Annotated in this window: 19 protein-coding genes and 1 rRNA gene; 8 read left to right on the top strand and 12 right to left on the bottom strand. The window is 64.8% G+C overall.

Features of this window, described 5'->3' with window-relative positions; genetic code table 11:
* Positions 1 to 39 precede the first annotated feature (39 nt).
* Positions 40 to 1365 (bottom strand): cation:dicarboxylase symporter family transporter, encoded by a 1326-nt coding sequence (locus AB0O52_RS12875; protein WP_364538097.1) that lies wholly within the window; start codon positions 1363 to 1365, stop codon positions 40 to 42.
* 152 nt (positions 1366 to 1517) lie between these two features.
* On the opposite strand from AB0O52_RS12875, the gene AB0O52_RS12870 reads away from it, so the two are divergent.
* The 6 genes from AB0O52_RS12870 (at position 1518) to AB0O52_RS12845 (ending at position 8297) form a co-directional block, all read left to right on the top strand.
* Entirely contained in the window at positions 1518 to 3185 is a 1668-nt protein-coding gene (locus tag AB0O52_RS12870; RefSeq protein WP_364538095.1) for an ATP-binding protein, read from the top strand.
* Positions 3182 to 3895, top strand: a complete 714-nt coding sequence (locus AB0O52_RS12865) for a response regulator (RefSeq protein WP_364538093.1) — start codon at positions 3182 to 3184, stop codon at positions 3893 to 3895. Before AB0O52_RS12870 ends, AB0O52_RS12865 begins: the two co-directional genes overlap by 4 nt.
* A 110-nt stretch (positions 3896 to 4005) precedes the next feature.
* Positions 4006 to 4650: a GntR family transcriptional regulator gene (locus tag AB0O52_RS12860; protein ID WP_364538091.1), complete on the top strand. Its 645-nt coding sequence runs from the start codon at positions 4006 to 4008 to the stop codon at positions 4648 to 4650.
* A 7-nt stretch (positions 4651 to 4657) separates the two neighbouring features.
* Entirely contained in the window at positions 4658 to 6178 is a 1521-nt protein-coding gene (locus AB0O52_RS12855) for an MmgE/PrpD family protein (RefSeq protein ID WP_364538089.1), read from the top strand.
* Positions 6179 to 7087 carry a methylisocitrate lyase gene (gene prpB, locus AB0O52_RS12850; RefSeq protein WP_364538087.1) on the top strand — a complete coding sequence of 303 codons (909 nt, stop codon included), beginning with the start codon at positions 6179 to 6181 and terminating at the stop codon, positions 7085 to 7087.
* Between the two features lie 70 nt (positions 7088 to 7157).
* Positions 7158 to 8297: a bifunctional 2-methylcitrate synthase/citrate synthase gene (locus AB0O52_RS12845; protein ID WP_364538085.1), complete on the top strand. Its 1140-nt coding sequence runs from the start codon at positions 7158 to 7160 to the stop codon at positions 8295 to 8297.
* Between the two features lie 142 nt (positions 8298 to 8439).
* On the opposite strand, the gene AB0O52_RS12840 is transcribed toward AB0O52_RS12845, so the two are convergent.
* Positions 8440 to 8943, bottom strand: a complete 504-nt coding sequence (locus tag AB0O52_RS12840; RefSeq protein WP_364538083.1) for an 8-oxo-dGTP diphosphatase — start codon at positions 8941 to 8943, stop codon at positions 8440 to 8442.
* 57 nt (positions 8944 to 9000) lie between these two features.
* On the opposite strand from AB0O52_RS12840, the gene AB0O52_RS12835 reads away from it, so the two are divergent.
* Positions 9001 to 9720, top strand: coding sequence for a hypothetical protein (locus tag AB0O52_RS12835; protein ID WP_364538081.1), 720 nt, complete (start codon positions 9001 to 9003; stop codon positions 9718 to 9720).
* A gap of 30 nt (positions 9721 to 9750) precedes the next feature.
* Here AB0O52_RS12835 and xerD read toward each other — a convergent pair whose 3' ends face one another.
* From xerD to AB0O52_RS12790, 9 genes are all read right to left on the bottom strand, one after another.
* The gene (xerD, locus tag AB0O52_RS12830) at positions 9751 to 10713 is read right to left on the bottom strand and encodes a site-specific tyrosine recombinase XerD (protein ID WP_364538079.1); all 963 of its coding nucleotides are present in this window, start codon (positions 10711 to 10713) and stop codon (positions 9751 to 9753) included.
* A gap of 2 nt (positions 10714 to 10715) precedes the next feature.
* Positions 10716 to 11378 (bottom strand): NUDIX hydrolase, encoded by a 663-nt coding sequence (locus AB0O52_RS12825; protein ID WP_364538077.1) that lies wholly within the window; start codon positions 11376 to 11378, stop codon positions 10716 to 10718.
* Positions 11379 to 11405: 27 nt separating this feature from the next.
* Positions 11406 to 13148: a CTP synthase gene (locus tag AB0O52_RS12820; RefSeq protein ID WP_364538075.1), complete on the bottom strand. Its 1743-nt coding sequence runs from the start codon at positions 13146 to 13148 to the stop codon at positions 11406 to 11408.
* Positions 13149 to 13266: 118 nt separating this feature from the next.
* A complete protein-coding gene (gene recN / locus AB0O52_RS12815; RefSeq protein WP_364538073.1) occupies positions 13267 to 15006 on the bottom strand; it encodes a DNA repair protein RecN in 1740 nt (579 codons plus the stop codon).
* A 3-nt stretch (positions 15007 to 15009) separates the two neighbouring features.
* The gene (locus AB0O52_RS12810) at positions 15010 to 16032 is read right to left on the bottom strand and encodes an NAD kinase (protein WP_364538071.1); all 1023 of its coding nucleotides are present in this window, start codon (positions 16030 to 16032) and stop codon (positions 15010 to 15012) included.
* Between the two features lie 13 nt (positions 16033 to 16045).
* A complete protein-coding gene (locus AB0O52_RS12805) occupies positions 16046 to 16858 on the bottom strand; it encodes a TlyA family RNA methyltransferase (protein ID WP_364538069.1) in 813 nt (270 codons plus the stop codon).
* 2 nt (positions 16859 to 16860) lie between these two features.
* Positions 16861 to 17082, bottom strand: coding sequence for a hypothetical protein (locus AB0O52_RS12800; protein ID WP_364538067.1), 222 nt, complete (start codon positions 17080 to 17082; stop codon positions 16861 to 16863).
* A 9-nt stretch (positions 17083 to 17091) separates the two neighbouring features.
* Complete coding sequence (locus tag AB0O52_RS12795) at positions 17092 to 18081, bottom strand: HAD-IIA family hydrolase (protein WP_364538065.1); 990 nt, start codon at positions 18079 to 18081, stop codon at positions 17092 to 17094.
* On the bottom strand, positions 18074 to 18949 hold the full coding sequence (locus AB0O52_RS12790; RefSeq protein ID WP_364538063.1) for a hypothetical protein: 876 nt from the start codon (positions 18947 to 18949) through the stop codon (positions 18074 to 18076). The genes AB0O52_RS12795 and AB0O52_RS12790 overlap by 8 nt, the downstream gene beginning before the upstream one ends.
* 6 nt (positions 18950 to 18955) lie before the next feature.
* Between AB0O52_RS12790 and AB0O52_RS12785 the strand changes: the two genes are divergently transcribed.
* A complete protein-coding gene (locus AB0O52_RS12785; RefSeq protein WP_364538061.1) occupies positions 18956 to 20035 on the top strand; it encodes a hypothetical protein in 1080 nt (359 codons plus the stop codon).
* 701 nt (positions 20036 to 20736) lie between these two features.
* Here the strand turns inward: AB0O52_RS12785 and rrf are convergent.
* Positions 20737 to 20853: ribosomal RNA gene (gene rrf / locus AB0O52_RS12780) — 5S ribosomal RNA — on the bottom strand.
* Positions 20854 to 20991 lie beyond the last annotated feature (138 nt).

Raw genomic sequence — 20991 nt, 5'->3', positions numbered from 1 at the left:
TGCCTTGCCTGCGCGGATGCTTCCAAACAGTGTGCCGGGCTAAACCGCCACGGCCTCTTTCACTTCGGGTTCGGCGTTGTGGCTGATCATGGTCAGCTCGTCGAACGGCGTCGCACCGGACAGGACGCTAGTGACCTGGTTGCGGTCGATTTCCTTGACCCAGGTACCGATCAACACGGTGGCGACGGCGTTGCCCGTGAAGTTGGTCAGGGCGCGGGCTTCCGACATGAAGCGGTCGATGCCGACGATCATGCCGACGCCGCCCAGCAGCTCGGGCCGGTGCGCCTGCAGGCCCGCGGCGAGGGTGGCCAGGCCGGCACCGGAAACGCCGGCAGCCCCCTTGGACGCAATGATCATGAACACCAGCAGCGATACCTGGGCGCCCAGGTCCAGCGGAATACCCATGGCGTTGGCGACGAACAGGGAGGCCATGGTCAGGTAGATGGCAGTTCCATCCAGGTTGAAGGAGTAGCCCGTAGGCACCGTGACACCGACAACCGGCTTGGAAACGCCGAGGTGCTCCATCTTGGCGATGAGCCTGGGCAGCGCCGCTTCGGAGGATGAAGTGGAGAAGATGAGCAGGTACTCGCGGGCCAGGTATTTCATCAGCTGGAAGATGCTGACGCCGGACACAACCCGAAGCAAGGTGCCGAGCACCACGACGATGAACAGGGCGCAGGTGATGTAGAAGGCGACCATCAGGGTGAGCATTCCGAAGATTGCCTTCGCGCCGGTGGCACCGACCACTGCGGCGATCGCGCCGAAGGCACCGACGGGTGCCAGCCACATGATCATGATGAGGATGCGGAAGACGAGCGCCTGCCCGTGCTGGATGGCCTTGAGCACCGGCTGGCCCTGCGAGCCCATGCGCTGCAGCGCAAAGCCCACCAGAATGGCGGCCAGGAGCGTCGGCAGGACGGGAATGTCTCCGGGGATGATGCCCAGCAGGAAATCGGCGGTGCTGTTTGTGGCAGCCTTCGCATTGGGATCGTACGGAATCAGCTTCAGGCCCTCGCCCGGGTGGATGATGTTGCCAACTACCAGACCGATGGCGAGCGCGAAGGTGGACATCACCAGGAAGTAGACCAGGGCGAGGCCACCGACCTTGCCAACCGTGGCAGCCTTGGCGATCGACCCGATGCCCAGGACGATCGTGCAGAAGATGACGGGGGCGATCATCATCTTGATGAGCTTGATGAAGCCGTCACCCAAAGGCTTGAGGGATTTGCCCACCTCGGGGAAAAGCAGGCCGACGACGGCGCCCAGCACGACTGCGGCGATCACGGCGATGTAGAGGTAATGCGACTTGTCCAGCCCCTTGCGCCCGGCCTTCGCGGGTGCAATCTCTCCTCTTTGAGAGGTCATGGCTTTGCTCCTTATAGATACTCTGGAAAGCGCCGTGGTTCCTGCGAAATGTCCCTGCGCCGCTCTGTTGTGATATCCATCATTGGGCGCCGCGTGACATGCATCACTGTTGCGTTCATATTGGTCACAGGATTGCCCGCAGAAAGGAGCACGTGATCCGACGCTGGAGCATTGCCCGGAGACTCTTTGTGGCAAACCTGCTGTTCATCCTGGCGCTCACCGCGATCGTGGGAACGGTGGCCTTTGTGGACGCCAGGGACCGGGCCTACAACGACGCCGGCCAGCGGATGCACGCAGTGGCCGCGGCGATTGCAGCCAATCCCCTCGTCCTCCAGGCAGCAGGTACGACCAATCCCTCCGCCGCCCTGCAGCCTTACGCCCAGGTGGTGATGGCAAACGCCAATACCGACTTCATCACCATCATGGCCCCGGACCGGACGCGCTGGACCCACGCCAACCCCGACGAAATCGGCAAGCCCTACATCGGCACCATCGACCCTGCGCTCCACGGGCAGGCGTTCACTGAGGTCACTGCCGGTACGCTAGGCCCGTCTGTCCGCACCATTGTTCCCGTGGAGGATTCATCCGGTAAAGTCCGGGCCCTGGTGGCGGCGGGCGTCACGGTGCGGACGGTGGACGTTGCCGTATCAGCCCGGCTTACGACGATCATTGCCTTCTCCCTGGCCATGCTTGCCGGAGGCTCCCTCGCCTCCTGGTTGCTGGGCCGATACCTCCGTTCGGTCACCCGGGGCTGGGGACCGGAGCAATTGGCGCAATTGTTCGCATACTACGAGTCGGTCCTGCACTCGGTCCGCGAAGGCGTGGTCCTGATCGATACAGGCGGCCGCGTGGTCATGTACAACGACCAGGCCGCGGATCTGCTGGGACTGGAACCGTCCGACGTCGATCCCGCCGCAGGAGCCGCACCGCGCCTTTCGGACCTGCCCCTGGAGCCCAGCCTCCACGGGCTCTTCGAATCAGGCCGGACGGCACACGACGAAATCCACCTCAGCGGGTCCCGGATCCTGGTGGTGAACCAGGCGCCCGCGGTAGGCCCGCCCGGGATGAGGGGCCGGCAGCGGCCTGCGGTGTTCGGGACGGTAGCCACGCTCCGCGACAGGACGGAAATCGAGTCCCTGGGCAGTGAACTCGAAACCATGAAGACACTCTCGGACGCCTTGCGGGCCCAGACCCACGAACACGCCAACCGGCTGCACACCATCGTGTCCCTCATGGAGCTCGGGCGAACCACCGACGCCCTGGACTTTGCCACCAAGGACCTTGAACTGAGCCAGCAGTTGACCGACCATCTTGTGGCATCGGTGGACGAGCCTGTCCTGAGTGCACTCATCATGGGGAAGTCCGCCGAGGCGCACGAACGCGGCGCGGAGCTGACTGTTACGGTGACCGGCGGGGACGGCCTCCAGGGCCTGGCCGTCCAGGACCTCGTGACCATTTTGGGAAACCTGCTGGACAACGCACTCGACGCCGCCACGGCCGCTCCCCCGCCGCGCAAAGTGGAGCTGGGCATCGAATCCGGACCTGAGGGAACCACGTTCACGGTGGCCGATTCCGGCCACGGAATCGACCCCGGCATCGTGGACGACGTCTGGCAATACGGATTCAGCACGAAGGCCGCCGGCATCGGACAGGCCGGCCAACCTGGGGCTCCCTCCCGCGGTGTGGGCCTGGCCCTCGTACGGCAAGCGGTGCAGCGGCTTGGCGGTACGCTGTCCATCAGCGAATCCACGAGCGCCTTGGGCGGCGCGTTCTTCCGCGTGGCGCTCCCCGCGCCGGACTCCAGGAAAGAAGCCGAATGACCGAAATCCGCGTCCTCGTTGTCGAGGACGAACCCATCGCCGCCGCTGCCCATGGCGTCTACGTCGGCCGGATCGACGGCTTCGCTGTTGCGGGAACCGCCCCGGACGGGCAGTCGGCCCTGCGGCTGCTCAATGAATTCGCCGTTGCCGGGCAGCCAGTGGACCTCGTCCTGCTGGATATGAACCTGCCGGATCTTCACGGGCTGGATGTTGCCCGCCGGATGCGCGCTTCGGGACTGCTCGCCGACATCATCGCCATCACCGCCGTCAGGGAAGTGAACATTGTCCGGAGCGCGGTGTCGATCGGCGTCGTGCAGTACCTCATCAAGCCGTTCACCTTCGCAACGTTCGCGGACAAACTCGCCAGCTACCGCACCTTCCGCGAGCAACTCGCCGCCCCGGCGTCGGGCGCCCGGGCGAGCGGAGCCTCGCAAAGCGATGTGGACCAGGCGTTTGCCAGTCTCCGCGCACCCACCGAAGTCCCGCTGCCCAAGGGCCTCTCCGCCCATAGCCTGGAGTCCGTGAAAGACCTCTTGGCCGGCCTCGGCCGGGCCGTGTCCGCGAGCGAGGCAACGGTCGCCCTGGGGATGTCCCGGGTCACCGTGCGCCGCTATCTGGAGTACCTGGCCGACGCCGGGATGGTCACGAGGAATCCGCGGTACGGCACCCCCGGACGGCCGGAGAACGAGTACCGCTGGAATCGGAGCTAGCCCACGATTCACCGCGGATGTATACACAGATCAGATCTCATCGCCAAAAGCTAGGCTTTTTCGTGGTTTATGTATACACTGAGGATATCCACCCAGCGAAGGAGGGTCCCATGCGTGCCAGCGACAAAGCCTATGCGGCCCTGCGCGAAGACATCATTGAGTGGCGCCTGGCACCCGGCACTGTCCTCGCGGAAGTGGAACAATCCGAACGCCTGGGCGTGTCCCGCACACCTGTCCGGGAGGCGCTGAGCCGGCTCAGCGCGGAAGGACTGACGACGGCGGCAGGCGGCCGCGGCGTCGTCGTCACCGACATCTCGCTGGAGGACATCGACGAACTGTTCGAGCTGCGCGAAACCCTGGAAGGCAAAGCCGCCGCCCTCGCCGCGCAGCGCGGTGATCCTTCGGTCTTTGAAAAGCTCCACGCCGAGCTCCTCCGGGCCCCTGAGATGCTCAACGATTCCGATCCGGCGCGGCACGACTACTACGGCTTGGTGGGAAGGCTCGACGAAGCGATCGACGAGGCGATCTCCAATTCCTACCTCGCCCAGGCCATGCGCAGCCTGCGCGTCCACCTGGTGCGGGTCCGGCGCCTCGCGGCCGACGACGCCGAACGCCTCCATGCCGCCGCCGCGGAGCACGCCGCGATCGCCGAAGCCATCGCGGCAGGCAACCCGAGGCTCGCCGAAGCCGCCACCACCCTTCATCTGCACCGCAGTCTTTCCCACGTCAAAGCCACCCACACACCTCACAAATAGGAGCACCATGGTGAAGAACAACCACGTCCGCGTCTACAAGAGCGAAGAGAACCTTCCCCGTGAGGAGCAGTTGGCGCACAAGATCGCCACGGTCGCCGCCGACCCCGTCGAGGTGACTCCCGAGGTCACCGACATGATCATCAACCGGATCATCGACAATGCCTCCGTTGCCATTGCCTCCCTGAACCGTGCCCCGATCATCGCCGCCCGCGCGCAGGCCCTGACCCACGCGCCAACCACCAACGGCAAGGGCTCCTCCGTTTTCGGGATCAGCGACAAAGTCTCCCCCGAATGGGCCGCCTGGGCCAACGGCGTCGCCGTCCGAGAACTTGACTACCACGACACGTTCCTGGCCGCGGACTACTCCCACCCGGGCGACAACATTCCCCCGATCCTGGCCGTGGCCCAGCACGTCGGCTCCGGCGGCAAGGACCTGATCCGCGGCATCGCCACCGGCTACGAAATCCAGGTGAACCTGGTCAAGGCGATCTGCCTGCACAAGCACAAGATCGACCACGTGGCCCACCTCGGCCCCTCCGCCGCGGCAGGCATCGGCACCCTCCTGGGCCTCGACGTCGAGACGATCTTCCAGTCCGTCGGGCAGGCCCTGCACACCACCACCGCCACCCGGCAGTCCCGGAAGGGCGAAATCTCCACGTGGAAGGCCCACGCCCCTGCGTTCGCCGGCAAAATGGCGGTCGAATCCGCGGACCGGGCCATGCGCGGGCAGACCTCGCCCGTGCCCATCTACGAAGGCGAAGACGGCGTCATCGCCTGGATGCTCGACGGCCCGGACGCCTCCTACGAGGTCCCGCTCCCTGAGGCCGGGGAACCCAAGCGCGCCATCCTGGACACCTACACCAAGGAACACTCCGCCGAATACCAGGCCCAGGCCTGGATCGACCTCGCCCGCAAGCTGAACCGCGAGCACCCCGAAACCACCGACCCGGCCAACGTGGAATCCGTCCTGATCAAAACCAGCCACCACACCCACTACGTGATCGGCTCAGGCGCCAACGACCCCCAGAAATACTCCCCCACCGCCTCCCGGGAAACCCTGGACCACTCCATCCCGTACATCTTCACCGTCGCCCTGCAGGACGGCACCTGGCACCACGTCCACTCCTACGCCCCCGAACGGGCCTCCCGCCCGGACACCGTGGAACTCTGGCACAAGGTCACCACCGTGGAAGACCCCGAATGGACCCGCCGCTACCACTCCCTGGACATTGCGGAGAAGGCCTTCGGCGGCACCGTGGAAATCACCCTCACGGACGGAACGGTCATCACCGAATCGATCGCCGTGGCCGACGCCCACCCGCTCGGCGCCCGACCGTTCGCCCGGGAACAGTACGTGAACAAGTTCCGCACCCTTGCTGCCGGTGTGGTCGAGGAGGCCGAAATCGAAAGGTTCCTCGGCGCCGTCGAACGCCTCCCGGAACTGGGACCGGGTGAGCTGGACCAGCTGAACATCGCTGCCGCCCCCGGCGTCATCGACCTCGCCGCCGCGCCGAAGGGACTGTTCTAGATGCTGTACTCCAAGACCACGCCCGAACAGAAGCGCCTCAAGCTCCGCGAACTGTTGAACTCCGGGACCATCGTCCAGTTCCCCGGCGCGTTCAACCCGCTCTCGGCACGGCTGATCGAGGAGAAAGGCTTCCCCGGCGTCTACATTTCCGGTGCCGTGCTCGCCAACGACCTCGGCCTGCCCGACATCGGTCTCACCACACTCACGGAGGTCGCCACCCGGGCCGGGCAGATCGCCCGCATGACCGAGCTGCCGGCCCTGGTGGACGCGGACACCGGATTCGGCGAGCCGATGAACGTGGCCCGCACCATCCAGGAACTCGAAAACGCCGGCCTCGCCGGCTGCCACATCGAGGACCAGTTCAACCCGAAGCGCTGCGGGCATCTGGACGGCAAGAACGTCGTCGACACCGACACCGCCGCCAAGCGCATCCGCGCCGCCGCCGACGCCCGCCGGGATGAGAACTTCCTCATCATGGCCCGCACCGACATCCGCGCCGTCGACGGCATCGAGGCAGCGCAGGAACGTGCCCGGGCGCTCGTCGAAGCCGGCGCCGACGCCATCTTCCCTGAAGCCATGAGGGATCTGTCCGAGTTCCAAGCCATCCGTGATGCAGTGGATGTGCCGATCCTGGCCAACATGACCGAGTTCGGCAAGAGCGATCTCTTCACCACCGAACAGCTCCAGGGCGTCGGCGTGAACATGGTGATCTACCCGGTCACCCTGCTCCGCATTGCCATGGGGGCTGCAGAGCGTACGCTGGAAACGATCAAGGCCACAGGAACGCAGGAGGCGCAGGTGGAGAACATGCTCACCCGTGCGCGGCTCTATGACCTCGTGGACTACGAGGCTTACAACCACTTCGACACGAGCGTTTTCAACTTCCAGGTTCCTGGGCTCAGCCGGTAACTGGATCAACCAAGGGATGCAGGCGTTCCGGCTATTCCGGAGTGCTTGCCGATGAACGAAGGAGAACAGCATGGTAGCTGTTGAGATCAAGAAAGGCCTGGCCGGCGTCGTAGTTGACTACACCGCGATCTCCAAGGTCAACCCGGACACCAACTCGCTGCTGTACCGCGGCTACCCCGTGCAGGAACTCGCCGCCAAGTGCAGCTTCGAAGAAGTTGCCTTCCTGCTGTGGAACGGTGAATTGCCCACGCCGGAGGAGCTTGCAGAGTTCACAGCCCGCGAGCGCGCGGGCCGCGCCCTTGACCCCGTAGTAAAGCAGGTCATCGATACGCTGCCGACGACGGCCCACCCCATGGATGTCTGCCGGACGGCCGCTTCGGTGCTGGGAGCTAGGCACCCGCTGACCGAGGATTCCACCCCGGAAGCAAACATGGCCAAGGCCATTGACTTGTTCGCGGCCATGCCCGCGGTGGTCGCCTACGACCAGCGCCGCCGTCGCGGCCAGGGCGTCGTGGAACCCCGCGAAGACCTCGGCTACTCCGCGAACTTCCTGTGGATGACCTTCGGCGAGGACCCGGTAGAAGAGGTCGTGAAGGCATTCAACGTCTCGATGATCCTCTACGCCGAGCACTCCTTCAATGCGTCCACCTTCACCGCCCGCGTGGTCACCTCCACCCTCTCGGACCTGCACTCCGCCGTGACCGCGGCGATCGGCGCCCTCAAAGGCCCCCTGCACGGCGGCGCCAACGAAGCCGTCATGCACACCTTCGAGGAAATCGGCATCCGCACCGAGGAATCACTCGAGGACGCAGCCGCCCGGGCGAAGACCTGGATGGAGAACGCCCTGGCGCAGAAGAAGAAGGTCATGGGATTCGGGCACCGTGTGTACAAGCACGGTGACTCCAGGGTGCCCACCATGAAGGCCGCACTGGACAAGATGATCGCCCACTACGGCCGGCCCGAAATACTGGGCCTGTACAACGGGCTCGAGCAGGCCATGGACGAGGCCAAAGCCATCAAGCCAAACCTCGACTACCCCGCCGGGCCCACGTACCACCTCATGGGCTTCGACACCCCGACATTCACCCCGCTGTTCGTCGCCAGCCGCATCACCGGCTGGACAGCACACATCATGGAGCAGCTCGGATCAAATTCGCTGATCCGCCCGCTGAGCGAATACAACGGCGTGGACGAACGGCACCTGCCCTAGTTTTTCGGAACGTTCGACGGCGGGCCGGTCACTCCCCACGAGCCCCCTGGCCGCGTGGGCCCAGGTGCCGGCCCGACGTCGTTCTCACCGCAGGCGGACAAAGTTACAGTTCACTGCAAGCTTTTTGGGAATCTTTCAGCAGTCAGAGAGCAGCGCCCAAATCCAGCCAGTCCGCGGTGTGCACTTCTGCGACGCTTTCGTTGTCATCCGCGAGCACCACTTCGACCGCGATGCGCTCACCGGAAATCATGGCAGGCAGCCAGTGTTCGGCGTCGGCCCACATCCGCTCGACAGGGAGCCCTGCCACCCGGTACCACTGAGGTGCTATTTCATCGCTTTCGGCGGGTTCGCCGGTCCATTGCTCGGTCAGATACACCGTGGTGAACATGTTCCACTCCGCCTTGGCCGGGAAGACGAAGTCCACTGTCCCGGCAGGAATGAGATGCCGCTGTTCGACATGGACGAAGATTTCTTCTTCCACCTCCCGGCAGACAGCCTCGGCAGCAGTTTCTCCGAACTCCACATGCCCGCCTACGCCCACGATCTTTCCACTGCCGAAGCCGGTTTTCTTCCGGCCCAGAAGCACCTCCTGGCCGGCGTCGCCGTCGCGGAGCAGGAAGCACAAGGTGACGTGAGCTGCAGTCATTGACCAAGCCTAACTCTGCGCGGATCGTCGCGAGCTCGTCCTTGCTACAGTTGGCCCATGAGCGTGGACGAGGGTGAGGGGCCCACGCCGGCGGAGGCCCCGCCAGGAGAGGCAGCCGCCCCGCCAGGGCAAGCCCCCGAGGCCTGGCTGCCTGGCTGGCTGGTTCGGCATCCGCTCCACGCCGGGTGGGTATGGACCGGATTCTGGGCGTTGTTGATCGTGCTCGATGAATTCCTGAACCTGGCTGGCTGGAGCTGGTACCTGCTGGTCGGTATGGCCGCACTGCCGACCCTTCTGTCCACCCTCGCGGTGCTGCACGCAACTCCCCGCAGGCATCTGCAACCACGAAACGAATCAGTGCTGGGCCACTTCTTCGTGCGATTCCTGGCACTGGTGACTGCGTTCCTCGTATGGGGCGTTTCAGTGGTCATGAGCGCCTCGATCTCCACGACTGTCCAGGCAGCCGTGGGAAGTTCCGAGCGCGAAGTCACGGCCCTCGGCTTCAACTTGCTCGTGGCAGCAGTCCCGCTTGTGATTTCGGTGCTGTGGATGGCTTTCATCGTCCGCTGCGCGTGGTTCCTGCGCCGTTTGCGTGGCTGGAGTCAAAGTCCCGCCAGCTCGCGCGTGCCGAAGAAATTCCTGCGCTCCCGGCCGAATCTGAGGCGGGTGGTTGTCGGCTTGGCGCACCCGGGCCTTCTGCTCGTCGCCGGCCTCGGCATGTCCATTCTGGCGTTGTTCCTGAACGCGGTGGAGCTGACCTTCAGGGTCTTGGCGTGACCGGCACCGGACTGCGTTAAGTGGCCTGGGTCAGCCAAGCGCCCGCGGATGCGCGGCCGCGTAGACCTCGCGCAAGGTGTCGGCAGTGACCAGGGTGTACACCTGTGTTGTTGTGACCGAGGCGTGGCCCAGGAGTTCCTGCACCACCCGGACATCGGCGCCGCCCTCAAGCAGATGCGTGGCGAAAGAATGCCGGAGGGTGTGCGGGGAGACGTCCTTGGTGATGTTGGCCTTCTCCGCCGCAGTCTTGAGAATGGTCCAGGCACTCTGCCGGCTGATCCGGCCTCCGCGGGCATTCAGGAACAGCGCCGGGGTGCCTTTTCCCTTGGCGGCCAACGCAGGCCGTCCGCGAACCACATAGGAGCTGACGGCGCGGGCACCGTAGGACCCCAGTGGCACCAAGCGCTCCTTGGAGCCTTTTCCGAAGAGCCGTACGATCGCGGGGCCATCGGCTTCCGCTTCGAGGGAGACATCATCGACGTCGAGGCCTACAGCTTCGCTGATGCGGGCACCTGTGGAGTAGAGGAACTCCAAAAGGGCCCGGTCCCTCAACCCGGTGGCGGTATCGGCGCCGGCGGCTTCAAGGATCCGGGTCACTTCGCCGACGCTAATGGCCTTTGGCAGACGCTTGCCCGGCATTGGCGGGTGGACATCGCTCGCGGGGTCCGCCGTCGTCGTCCCCTCCAGCGCCCAAAACTTGTGGAGGCCCCGGACGGCAACCACAGTGCGTGCCGCAGAGCGGACGCCGAGTGCGGCGCCGCCGTCGGAGCCGTCGGCCAGCGCCTGTACAAAAGCAGTGACGTCGTGCCGGGAGATATTGCCCGGGTTGTCGACTCCGGACGCTGCCAGGAAGTTCGAATAGCGGGACAGATCCCGGCGGTAAGCGGATAAAGTGTTGCTTGCGAGGCCTCGTTCCACGCCGAGGTGTTGCAGGTAGTCCGTGACGGCCCGGTCAATGGCGGTCTGGACCCGGGTCTCCGCGAGCTGGGGCACGGTCAGCGCTGGCTCGGGTGGGCGGGCCAGGGAGCGTTGGCGGGCCGCAGGTTCCTGAAGCCGTCGGCGCGCGCGGCGGCGGCTGCGAGGATCCCGACGACGGCGGACGGGTTGTGCAGGCGGCCTTCGAGCACCGCTGAAACAGCTTCGTCGAGCGTGACCCACACCAGCTCGATTTCGGCTTCTTCATCTGTGCGGACGTGCCGTTCGGCCTCGGGAACCTCTGCCAATCCGCGCGCCAGATAGATTCGAATCGCCTCGCTCGAGGAGCCGGGGGAATTGAAGAAGTCCGCGAGGACATTCCACGTGGCCGCCGTAAGATCGGCCTCTTCCGCGAGTTCCCTGGCCGCGCCCGCCACGAAGTCTTCGCCTGCCACATCGAGAAGCCCGGCAGGAATCTCCCACAGGTCCATACCGACGGGGTGGCGATATTGCTTGAGCAACAGGATTTCGCCGTCGACGTTCATCGGCAGCACCGCAACGGCGCCGGGATGGTCGATGTAGTCACGGACCAAAGTGCCGGTGTCTTCGCCCAGTTCGAAGGCGTCACTGACGACGTCCCAAATGCGGCCTTCATAGACCTTGCTGGACGACAAAAGACGGCGCGGGCTCGGCATGTCCGAAACCTTCCGAAAAGTGCTGGGGGTTTCAGAAATACCGGGCATCGCGCCGTCCTTCGTTTGTGTGAGCGATTACTTCGCAGCTACCTTGCGGGCTGACTTTGCTGCCGAATCCACGCCTGACTGACGTTCCAGCGCAGCCTTCACGAGGCCGGCAAACAGCGGGTGGGGGCGCGTGGGGCGGGAGCTGAGCTCGGGGTGGGCCTGCGTTGCCACGTAGTACGGGTGCACGTCGCGCGGCAGTTCCACGAACTCAACCAGTTTGCCGTCGGGAGACGTTCCGGAGAACACGAGTCCCTCGGCTGCGATCTGCTCGCGGTACTTGTTGTTGACCTCGTAGCGGTGCCGGTGACGCTCGCTAACCGTTGTCGCGCCATAGGTCTCTGCAACCACGGAGCCTTCATCCAGTTTGGCTTCGTACAGGCCCAGGCGCATGGTGCCGCCAAGGTCGCCCTTGCCGTCCACGATGTCGAGCTGCTCTTCCATGGTGGCAATGACGGGGTACTTGGAGTCGGGCTCGAACTCGCTAGAGGACGCACCCTCGAGGCCGACCACATTGCGGGCGTACTCGATGACCATGCACTGGAGACCGAGGCAAAGGCCCAGCACCGGAAGCCTCGTCTCGCGGGCGAACTTGAGCGCGCCGAGCTTGCCCTCCAGGCCACGGATACCGAAGCCGCCGGGAACACATATGGCGTCGACGCCGCCCAGGGACTTGGTGGCGCCCTCGAGGGTTTCGCATTCGTCGGACGGGACCCAGCGGATCTTGACCTTGGTTTCGTTCGCGAAACCGCCGGCACGCAAGGCCTCGGTCACGGACAGGTAGGCGTCCGGGAGGTCGATGTACTTGCCCACGAGGGCAACTTCAACCTGGTGCTTGGGATTGTGGACAGCTTCGAGGAGCTTGTCCCAGCTGGTCCAGTCGACGTCCTTGAACGGAAGGTCCAAGGCCCGGACGATATAGGAGTCAAGACCCTGGGAGTGCAGCGTCTTGGGGATGTCGTAGATGCTGGGGGCATCGGCGGCGTTGACCACGGCGTCAATATCGACGTCGCACATGCGGCCGATCTTTTCGCGCATGGCGTCCGGCACTTCGCGGTCCGAGCGGATCACGATCGCTTCCGGCTGGATGCCGATGGAGCGCAGGGCAGCAACGGAGTGCTGCGTTGGCTTGGTCTTCAGTTCCTGCGAGGGGCCGATGTACGGCACCAAGGAGACGTGGAGGAAAAAGACGTTGTTCCGGCCGATGTCCTGGCGGACCTGGCGTGCGGACTCGAGGAAAGGCTGCGACTCGATGTCGCCAACGGTGCCGCCGATTTCGGTGATGATGACATCAGGAGCGTTCTTGCCCTCAGCGGGGAGGCGCATGCGGCGCTTGATCTCATCCGTGATGTGCGGGATGACCTGGACGGTGTCGCCGAGGTACTCACCACGCCGTTCCTTGGCGATGACTGTCGAGTAGATCTGACCGGTCGTGACGTTGGCCGAACCCTCAAGGTTTTCATCGAGGAAGCGCTCGTAGTGTCCGATGTCGAGGTCGGTTTCGGCGCCGTCGTCAGTGACGAAGACTTCGCCGTGCTGGAAGGGGTTCATCGTGCCCGGATCCACGTTGAGATAGGGATCGAGCTTCTGCATAGTTACAGACAAACCGCGTGCCCGCAGCAAGTGGCCGAGGCTCGAAGCCGTCAGTCCCTTACCGAGCGAGGACGCCACACCGCCAGTGACAAAGATGTGTTTGGTCGTCTTGGACGAGCCCGGGAACCGGGAATTTACACGGGAATTTGATCGCTGCACCACGGAATTCGAGCCTATCATCAATTGCGCCTCCAAAGGATCCGCTAGCCGTTTTCCCAAATGCTCAATAGTCCCCTGCCGTGGGGCAAGGATCAAGAGTAAAGTCCACCCGACCGGGGAAAACAGCCCAGGCGGGCGGCTACGCCTGCTGGGGCAGGAGCTTCGCGTCGTCCAGCAACTCCTGGGCATGCGCCCGCGCCGACTCCGAGTCTTCCTGTCCTGCCAGCATCCTGGCAAGCTCCTTCACGCGTTCCTCGTCATCGAGGAGCTGGACGTCGCTGGACGTGAAGCCCGTGGCGGTCTTGCCGTCGCTTCCCCTGACCGAGGTCTTGGTGACCCGGATGTGTTGATCGGCGAAGGCGGCCACCTGCGGCAGATGGGTTACCACCAGCACCTGCACGTGGCGGGCCAGCATGGCCAGCCGGCGTCCGATCTCGACGGCGGCACGCCCGCCCACTCCGGCATCGACCTCGTCGAAGACGAAGGTGGGCACCGGATCAACGGCGGCGAGGACCACTTCGATGGCGAGCATGACGCGGGACAACTCACCACCGGACGCGCCCTTGCCGAGGGGGCGGGCGGGGGCACCTGAGTGCGGTTGAAGGAGGAAGGAAATGTCGTCGACGCCGTGCGGTCCCAACTGTCCCTGGCTGTCCACGTCAATCACCAGGGTTGCATCCGCCATGGCAAGGGCGGTGAGTTCCGCGCTCACGCGCGCGGAGAGTTCTTTGGCCGCCTTCGATCGCAACTTCGAAATGCGCGCGGCTTGCTTCCGCAATGTTGATTCCGCGGCAGTTACCTCGGCGTCAAGGGCTTCGATCCGGCTCGAGTCATCCTGCAGTTCGTCGAGCCGGGTCCGCGACGCTGCCGCCCATTCCAAGACCTCGTCGATGCTCGGAGCGTACTTCCGGATGAGTTTGGCCAGTGCTGCGCGCCGCTCCTCGATCTCCGAAAGCCGTTCGGGCCCTTCGGAGTCCAGGGAGGCTTGGTAGCTGGACAGCTCCCCCGCGATGTCGTTGATGAGGAAGCCGATTTCGGCGAGCCGCGCGGCGGCTCCCGCCAACGCTTCGTCGTGTCCGGACACCTGGTCCAGCGCCCGTTTGGCCGAGTCAATCAGCGTCGTGGCATCGGCCGTTTCGCCGAATTCCTCCGAAATCAGTGCTTCATGCGCTGCCGCTGCGGCGATGCGGAGCTCTTCCACGTTCGCCAGTTTCACTGCCTCGGCTTTGAGGGACTCGTCCTCGCCCGGTTGTGGATCGACGTCGTCGATTTCCTGGAGTGCGACCTCGAGCGATTCCGCCTCGCGCAGCCTTTCCCGGGCCTCGCCGCGGAGGGTGTCGAGCTCCGTCTGGGTGGACTTCCAATGACTGTAGAGCTCCTGGTAATCCGTGAGCGTCGCGGCGAGGTCGGCCCCGGCGAAGCGGTCCAGTGCGTGCCGCTGCGCCACGGCACCTTTGAGCCGTATCTGGTCCGACTGGCCATGCACCACCACCAGGCTCTCGCCAAGTTCCGCCAGGACGCCCACCGGCGCTGACCGGCCGCCCACGAAAGCACGGCTGCGGCCGTCCGCGCCCACAGTGCGGGCCAGCAGGAGCTGGGTGCCGCCGTCGTACTCTTCCGCGTCGCCGCCTGCCTCCACAGCCCGTTCCACCGCGGCGTGTCCCGGATCAAGCAAGAGCCGGGCCTCCGCTGAGGCCGACTTGGCACCCGAGCGTACCGCACCGGCGTCGGACCGCGCTCCCAGAAGGAGGCCGACGGCGGTGACCACCATGGTCTTGCCGGCGCCGGTTTCACCCGTGACGACGCTCAGGCCGGGCCCCAACGGCAACGTGGCGTCGGTGATGACGCCGAGATCACGGATCCGGAGTTCCTCGATCATGGTTTACATCTCCTTTGTGGGGTCGGCCGCTCTGCCTGTCCGCACGTCCTGGGGAGTCGGCAAAGGGCTGGGCTTGAAGGTCCTTATAACGGGGGTCGGACCGGTGTGGATGTCGGCCGAACGGGGCGCCGGACCCCGCCAGCCGTGGATGGGGAGCTCAAACTTCCGCACGAGCCGCGCTGAGAACGGCGTCTGGTGGGTACGGGCAAGCCGCACGGGCCGGGTGGACCGGGTTACTTCGATCCGGGCGCCGGGCGGCAGGTCCACGGAACGGCGGCCATCGCACCAAAGCACGCCTTGGGCGTCGGTTCGGCTGAGGATCTCCACTGCCAGCCTGGACCGCGGCGAAACCACGAGGGGTTTGGCGAAGAGGGCGTGGGCGCTGATGGGGACAATCACCAGGGCCTCCACCTCGGGCCACACCACGGGCCCGCCGGATGAGAAGGCATAGGCCGTGGAGCCCGTAGGGGTAGCGAGCACCACCCCGTCACAACCGAACGACGTGAGCGGACGTTCATCCACTTCCGTCACCACTTCGATCATGCGCTCCCGGTCAGCCTTTTCAATCGCGGCTTCGTTGAGGGCCCAGGTATGCCAGATCTTCTGGCCACGGACCCACACCTGGACATCGATGGTCATGCGCTCCTCCACCGTGTATTCACGGCTGGCGATCCACTCGACGGTCTGGGCAAGATCGGCCCGCTCGCTCTCGGCGAGAAAACCGACATGCCCGAGGTTCACGCCCAGCAGGGGAACGTCGACATTGCGGACGAGCTCGGCCGCGCGCAGGATGGTGCCGTCGCCGCCGAGAACCATGACGAGTTCGACGTCCTCCAACCGGACATCCTCGTGCAGTATCTCGATCGGCTTATCCACCACGCCAAAGAACCGTTCGATGTCGTCCAATTCGGACTTCTGCATCACGGGGATCAGGCCGGAGTAGTGGAGCTGCCCGCAGGCATCCCAGGCCGCGCGAAGGGAGTCCTCACGCCCTGTGTGGGCAAGGACCAAAACGCGCCTGCTCATGGTGTTCTGCTTTCTAGTGGGTGGTCCAGATTCGTTCCATCAGTGCAGCAACTTCCTCGTCCCGCTCTTCGATCTTAGGCAAGTCCGACTGCATCCTGCGTTTTATCCACAGGAAGTACTCCACATTTCCGTCCTGGCCCGGCAAGGGACTGGGTGCCAGGCCACAGAGTTCAAGCCCTGCATCCACGGCCGCTTTGGCGACTTGCGCCACCGCGCGCCGCCGTTCTTGATCGGAGGTGACCACGCCGGTGCGGCTCAGCCGTTCCTTGCCGACCTCGAACTGCGGCTTCACCATGAGGATCAGGTCTCCCCCGGGTTCGGTGCACGCCGCGAGCGGATGCAGAACGAGGGTGAGGGAAATGAAGGACAGGTCTGCCACGGTGAGCGCGGCCGGCCCGCCGATTTGCCCGGGCGTCATGTAGCGGACGTTGAGTCCTTCATGGACTGCGACGCGTGGATCGTTCCGCAGGGACGGCACCAACTGGTCATGCCCGACGTCGACCGCCACCACGTGCGCGGCACCGTGCCGGAGCAGCACGTCAGTAAAACCGCCGGTGGAGGCGCCGGCGTCGAGGCACCGCTTCCCGTCCACGACAACGGAAGGGAACGCCGCCAGCGCCCCGGCAAGTTTGTGTCCGGCGCGGCTGGCGTAAACGTCCTCGGCGTGTGCTTGAACATCGATTTCCGTCTCGTCGGAGACTTGTTGCGCTGCCTTGGCGAGAACGCTTCCCCCGGAACTGACTTTTCCGTCCGCTATGAGCTTCGCGGCATGGGTCCGCGATCTCGCCAATCCACGGCTGACGAGTTCCTGGTCGAGTCTGGCCATGCTCAGCGTTCTTCGTCGTCGAGGGACGCCATCAAGGAGTCGTGGATCTCGGCGTAGATACCGCTATGCTCGGCCACCGGCAGGGAGGAGATGCCCGACAGTGGCTCCAAGGCGGAATCCACGGCGGCGTCGCCTGTAGGGGCCGTGTTGTCCGGCCACGGGGCATCGTGCGGTTCGACGCCGTGCAGGTCGACGGGACTCTCCGGGTGATCGTTCTCGCTCATTGGTCCAGTCTAGTTTTCCAGCCATTCGAGCCGCGGCGATGTGGCCTCTGCGGCGTCGGGATTGGCGGCCCACCAGGCTGCGCACGCAGCACGCCAGGCGTCCAGATCCTTCTCGGACCCGGAGACGGTGATGAGGCCGTCCTGGACTTCGGCGCTTGCCTTTCCGCAGCGGAACGCGCTGTCCTCCTCGACGATCTCGGGGTACGGCTCGTGCAGTTCCGTGAGATCAGCCAGCAAGTAGCCGGGGCGCTCCGGGCTTCGTGCCGCAAGGATGGACCCGGGCGTGTCGACGCCGGTGAGCACGGCCGCCGTCGCGAAGCCCGCACGGTTGCCGCCAAGGATATCGGTGTCCAGGCGGTCTCCGACAACGATCGGACGCTCCGATTTCAGCCTGCGTGCCGCCGAGTGGAAGAGCGGGGCCTCCGGCTTGCCGGCGACCCGCGGCTGTTTGCCGGTGGCAGACGCGACGGCGGCCACAAGGGTGCCGTTTCCGGGGGCAATCCCGCGGGCCTGGGGAATGGACATGTCCGTATTGGTAGCCACCCAGAGGGCGCCTGCGGCAACAACGTAGGACGCCTCGGCCAGATCCTTCCACCCGATTTCCGGGTTGAAGCCCTGGACCACAGCCACAGGGTTCTCTTTGGCGCTGTGAACAGGCTTGAGGCCCACGAGTTCAATTTCGTGGGCCAGCGCCGGACTGCCGGTAATCATTACCCGCGAACCCGGAGCCAGGAGTCCTGCCAGAAGATCCCCGGCGGCCTGCGAAGAACTGATCACTTGGTTGTCCTCTGCGGGCGCGCCAAGTTCACGAAGATGCGCCGCCACCTGTGCCGGGGTACGCGAGGCGTTGTTGGTTATGTAGCCCAGCCGGACCCCGACCGATTCAAGCCGCTGCAGGGACTCCACGGCGCCGGGAATGGCATGCGGGCCTGCGTAGACGACTCCGTCCAGATCGGAGAGGACAGCGTCGAATTGCGAAACCAGCGAGGCCTCAGTCATTCTTGGTCTCTTCGCCGCCCTCGGAGCCCTCTTCTCCGCCTTCCCCGTATTCTTTGGTGTCCTCGGTGTCCTCGACGTCTTCGGTGTCTTCGACGTCTTCGGTGTCTTCCACGGAATCGCGGTCCGACTCGGCGTCGTCGGACTCAAAGTAGTCAGACTCGACGTCGTCGAGTTCCACATCGTCCTGTTCGCTGGCTTCAGGGGCGATGACCGCCTCCGCGCGTGCGGGCGCAGTTTGTGGCATGTCCGCCTCGGTCCGCTCCGCGTTCTCCTCGATGTTCCGGAAGCGAGGCTTGCGAGCTTCGCTTTCATCGTCCTCGCCGAGGTCGATGATGTCCGGGTCCTCGAAGTCTCCTACGCCGAGGGCATTTTCTGCCACGACGGCCTGGCGCTGCCACTTGCCGGCTTCTTCCGTGCGGCCCACTGCCGTCAGGGCGTCTGCGTAGGCACGGAACAGGCGCGGGCTGTAGGAGAAGGCGCGGTTGATGTCGAGCTGGATGATCTCCAACTCGGCCACCGCGGCGTCCAACTGACCAAGGTCGGTCCTGGCTCCCGAAGCCACGATTGCCAGCTCAACCTTGCCGGGCGCGTCGAGGTCCTGTGCTTCGGGGGAACGGACGACGTCCAGTGCACGGTCCGGCCGTCCCAGACCGCGTTCGCAGTCAGCCATGAGGGGCAAATGGACGTTGGAGCCGCTGATCCGGCGGTAGGTGCGGAATTCGCGAAGAGCCTCGCCATAGTGGCCTGCAGCGTAGGCGGTCAGGCCCACGGCTTCGCGGACAGCTGCCAAACGTCCACCACGGCGGCTGGCAGCCAAGGCGTGCTGGAAGGACAGCTCAGGGTCGATATCGATGAGGCGGCCCGCCATCACCAAGTGCTTGGCGACCCAATCGGCATTGGTACCTTCAAGGGTCTTGATCTGGTGCTTCGTGACCCGGTCGAGCTCCTGGCCCGTAACGTCGTCGTCGATCTCCGGGGAACGCTCGCGGTCCGGGCGGTTGGCGCTGCGCAGATCCGCCGCGTTCGGAACCCGCGCGGGACGGTCTTCCCAAGATCCGCCACCGAGGCTGCGTCCCTCGCTACGTGGGCCATCGAACTTGCGGGGACCGCGCTCGGGGCGGTCGCCGAAGCTACGGCGCTCTCCGTCGCCTTCGCGGCGAGGACGGTCGCCGAACGGCTTACGATCACGATCACCAAAGCTCGGGCGGGCATCCCCGTCACGACGCGGACGATCACCAAAAGGTTTGCGATCACGATCACCAAAGCTCGGGCGCGCATCCCCGTCACGACGCGGACGATCACCAAAAGGCTTACGATCACGGTCACCAAAGCTCGGGCGCGCATCCCCGTCACGACGCGGACGATCACCAAAAGGCTTACGGTCACGATCGCCAAAGCTCGGGCGCGCATCCCCGTCACGACGCGGACGATCACCAAAAGGTTTGCGATCGCGATCGCCAAAGCTCGGGCGCGCATCCCCGTCACGACGCGGACGATCACCAAAAGGTTTGCGATCACGGTCACCAAAGGGCTTACGGTCACGATCGCCCTCACGGCTCGGACGGTCGCCGAACGGCTTACGATCACGGTCACCAAAGCTAGGGCGCGCATCCCCGTCACGACGCGGACGATCTCCAAAAGGCTTACGATCACGATCACCAAAGGGCTTACGGTCACGATCGCCCTCACGGCTCGGACGGTCGCCGAACGGCTTACGATCACGATCACCAAAGCTCGGGCGCGCATCCCCGTCACGACGCGGACGATCACCAAAGGGCTTACGATCACGGTCACCGCCGGTAGCGCCGTCACGGTTGTCCCTCGAACGGAATCCTCGCGGGTCGCCCCCGGAATTGTTGTTGGCGCGGAACGGACCGCGGTCGCCACGGCCACCGCCGAAGTTGCCGCGGTTGCCGCCGTTGTGCTCAGCCATGATGGATTCCTCCTGTTGTGAGCTGACCACTGGCGCATGCGCAGCCGCTCTTATCCGTATTTTGTTCTCACGCCGCCGGGATCCGGCTCGTATCTCTTATGCAATTCTAGGTGAACAGCCATCCGCGAACGCACCCGAAGGCCGCCTATTCAGCTTCCCGTGGGAATCATCACAACCCCAGGTATGACTGGGACCGCTTCGGCTGGCTTGCGGATCCAAGTCCGCAGGCGGAGTGTCGGCCCTTCGGGCAGCCAAATCGCCTGAAGCCTCGCCGACGCCCGCTCACATATACCGGGCTTTCCCCGAACGCCAGCTCACATATACCGGGCTTTCCCCGAACGCCAGCTCACATATACCGGGCTTTCCCCGGACGCCCGCTCGCATATAGCCGGTTTCGGCGGGAGCCCGCTCACATATGCGGGCTTCCCCCGGACGCCCGCGACCGTTCATAGGTGAGCCGGGGTGTGGGATTTCCGGCTCATATGTGAGCCGGGGTCCGCCCGGAACCGTTGATACGTGAGCCGGGGTGTGGGATTTCCGGCTCATATGTGAGCCGGGGTCCGCCCGGAACCGTTCATACGTGAGCCGGGGTGTGGGATTTCCGGCTCATATGGGAGCCGGGGTGCGCCTGGACCCGTTGATATGTGAGCCGGGGTGTGTTGGGGGTGTTGTTAAATGGGTCAGGCCCCGACGTGTGTGTCGGGGCCTGGCCGTGAATGGTTGTCCGGCGGTGTCCTACTCTCCCACACCCTCCCGGGTGCAGTACCATCGGCGCTGTGGGTCTTAGCTTCCGGGTTCGGAATGGGACCGGGCGTTTCCCCCACGCTATGACCGCCGTAACCCTGTTACCCGTCACCAGGCCGCCCGTGGGCGGGGTGTGGTGTGGGAAGTCTTTGTGGTTACAACTTTGTGGTGTTGTTATTCAGTTATTGGTTCCGGCGAGCAACGGGTTGTTGTTCGGGAACCACATAGTGGAC

The organism is Arthrobacter sp. NPDC080073, assembly GCF_040686575.1.
In the GTDB taxonomy this organism is placed as follows: domain Bacteria; phylum Actinomycetota; class Actinomycetes; order Actinomycetales; family Micrococcaceae; genus Arthrobacter.
Note: the sequence above shows the minus strand (reverse complement) of the source record. Positions and strands in the feature narration are given on the sequence as shown.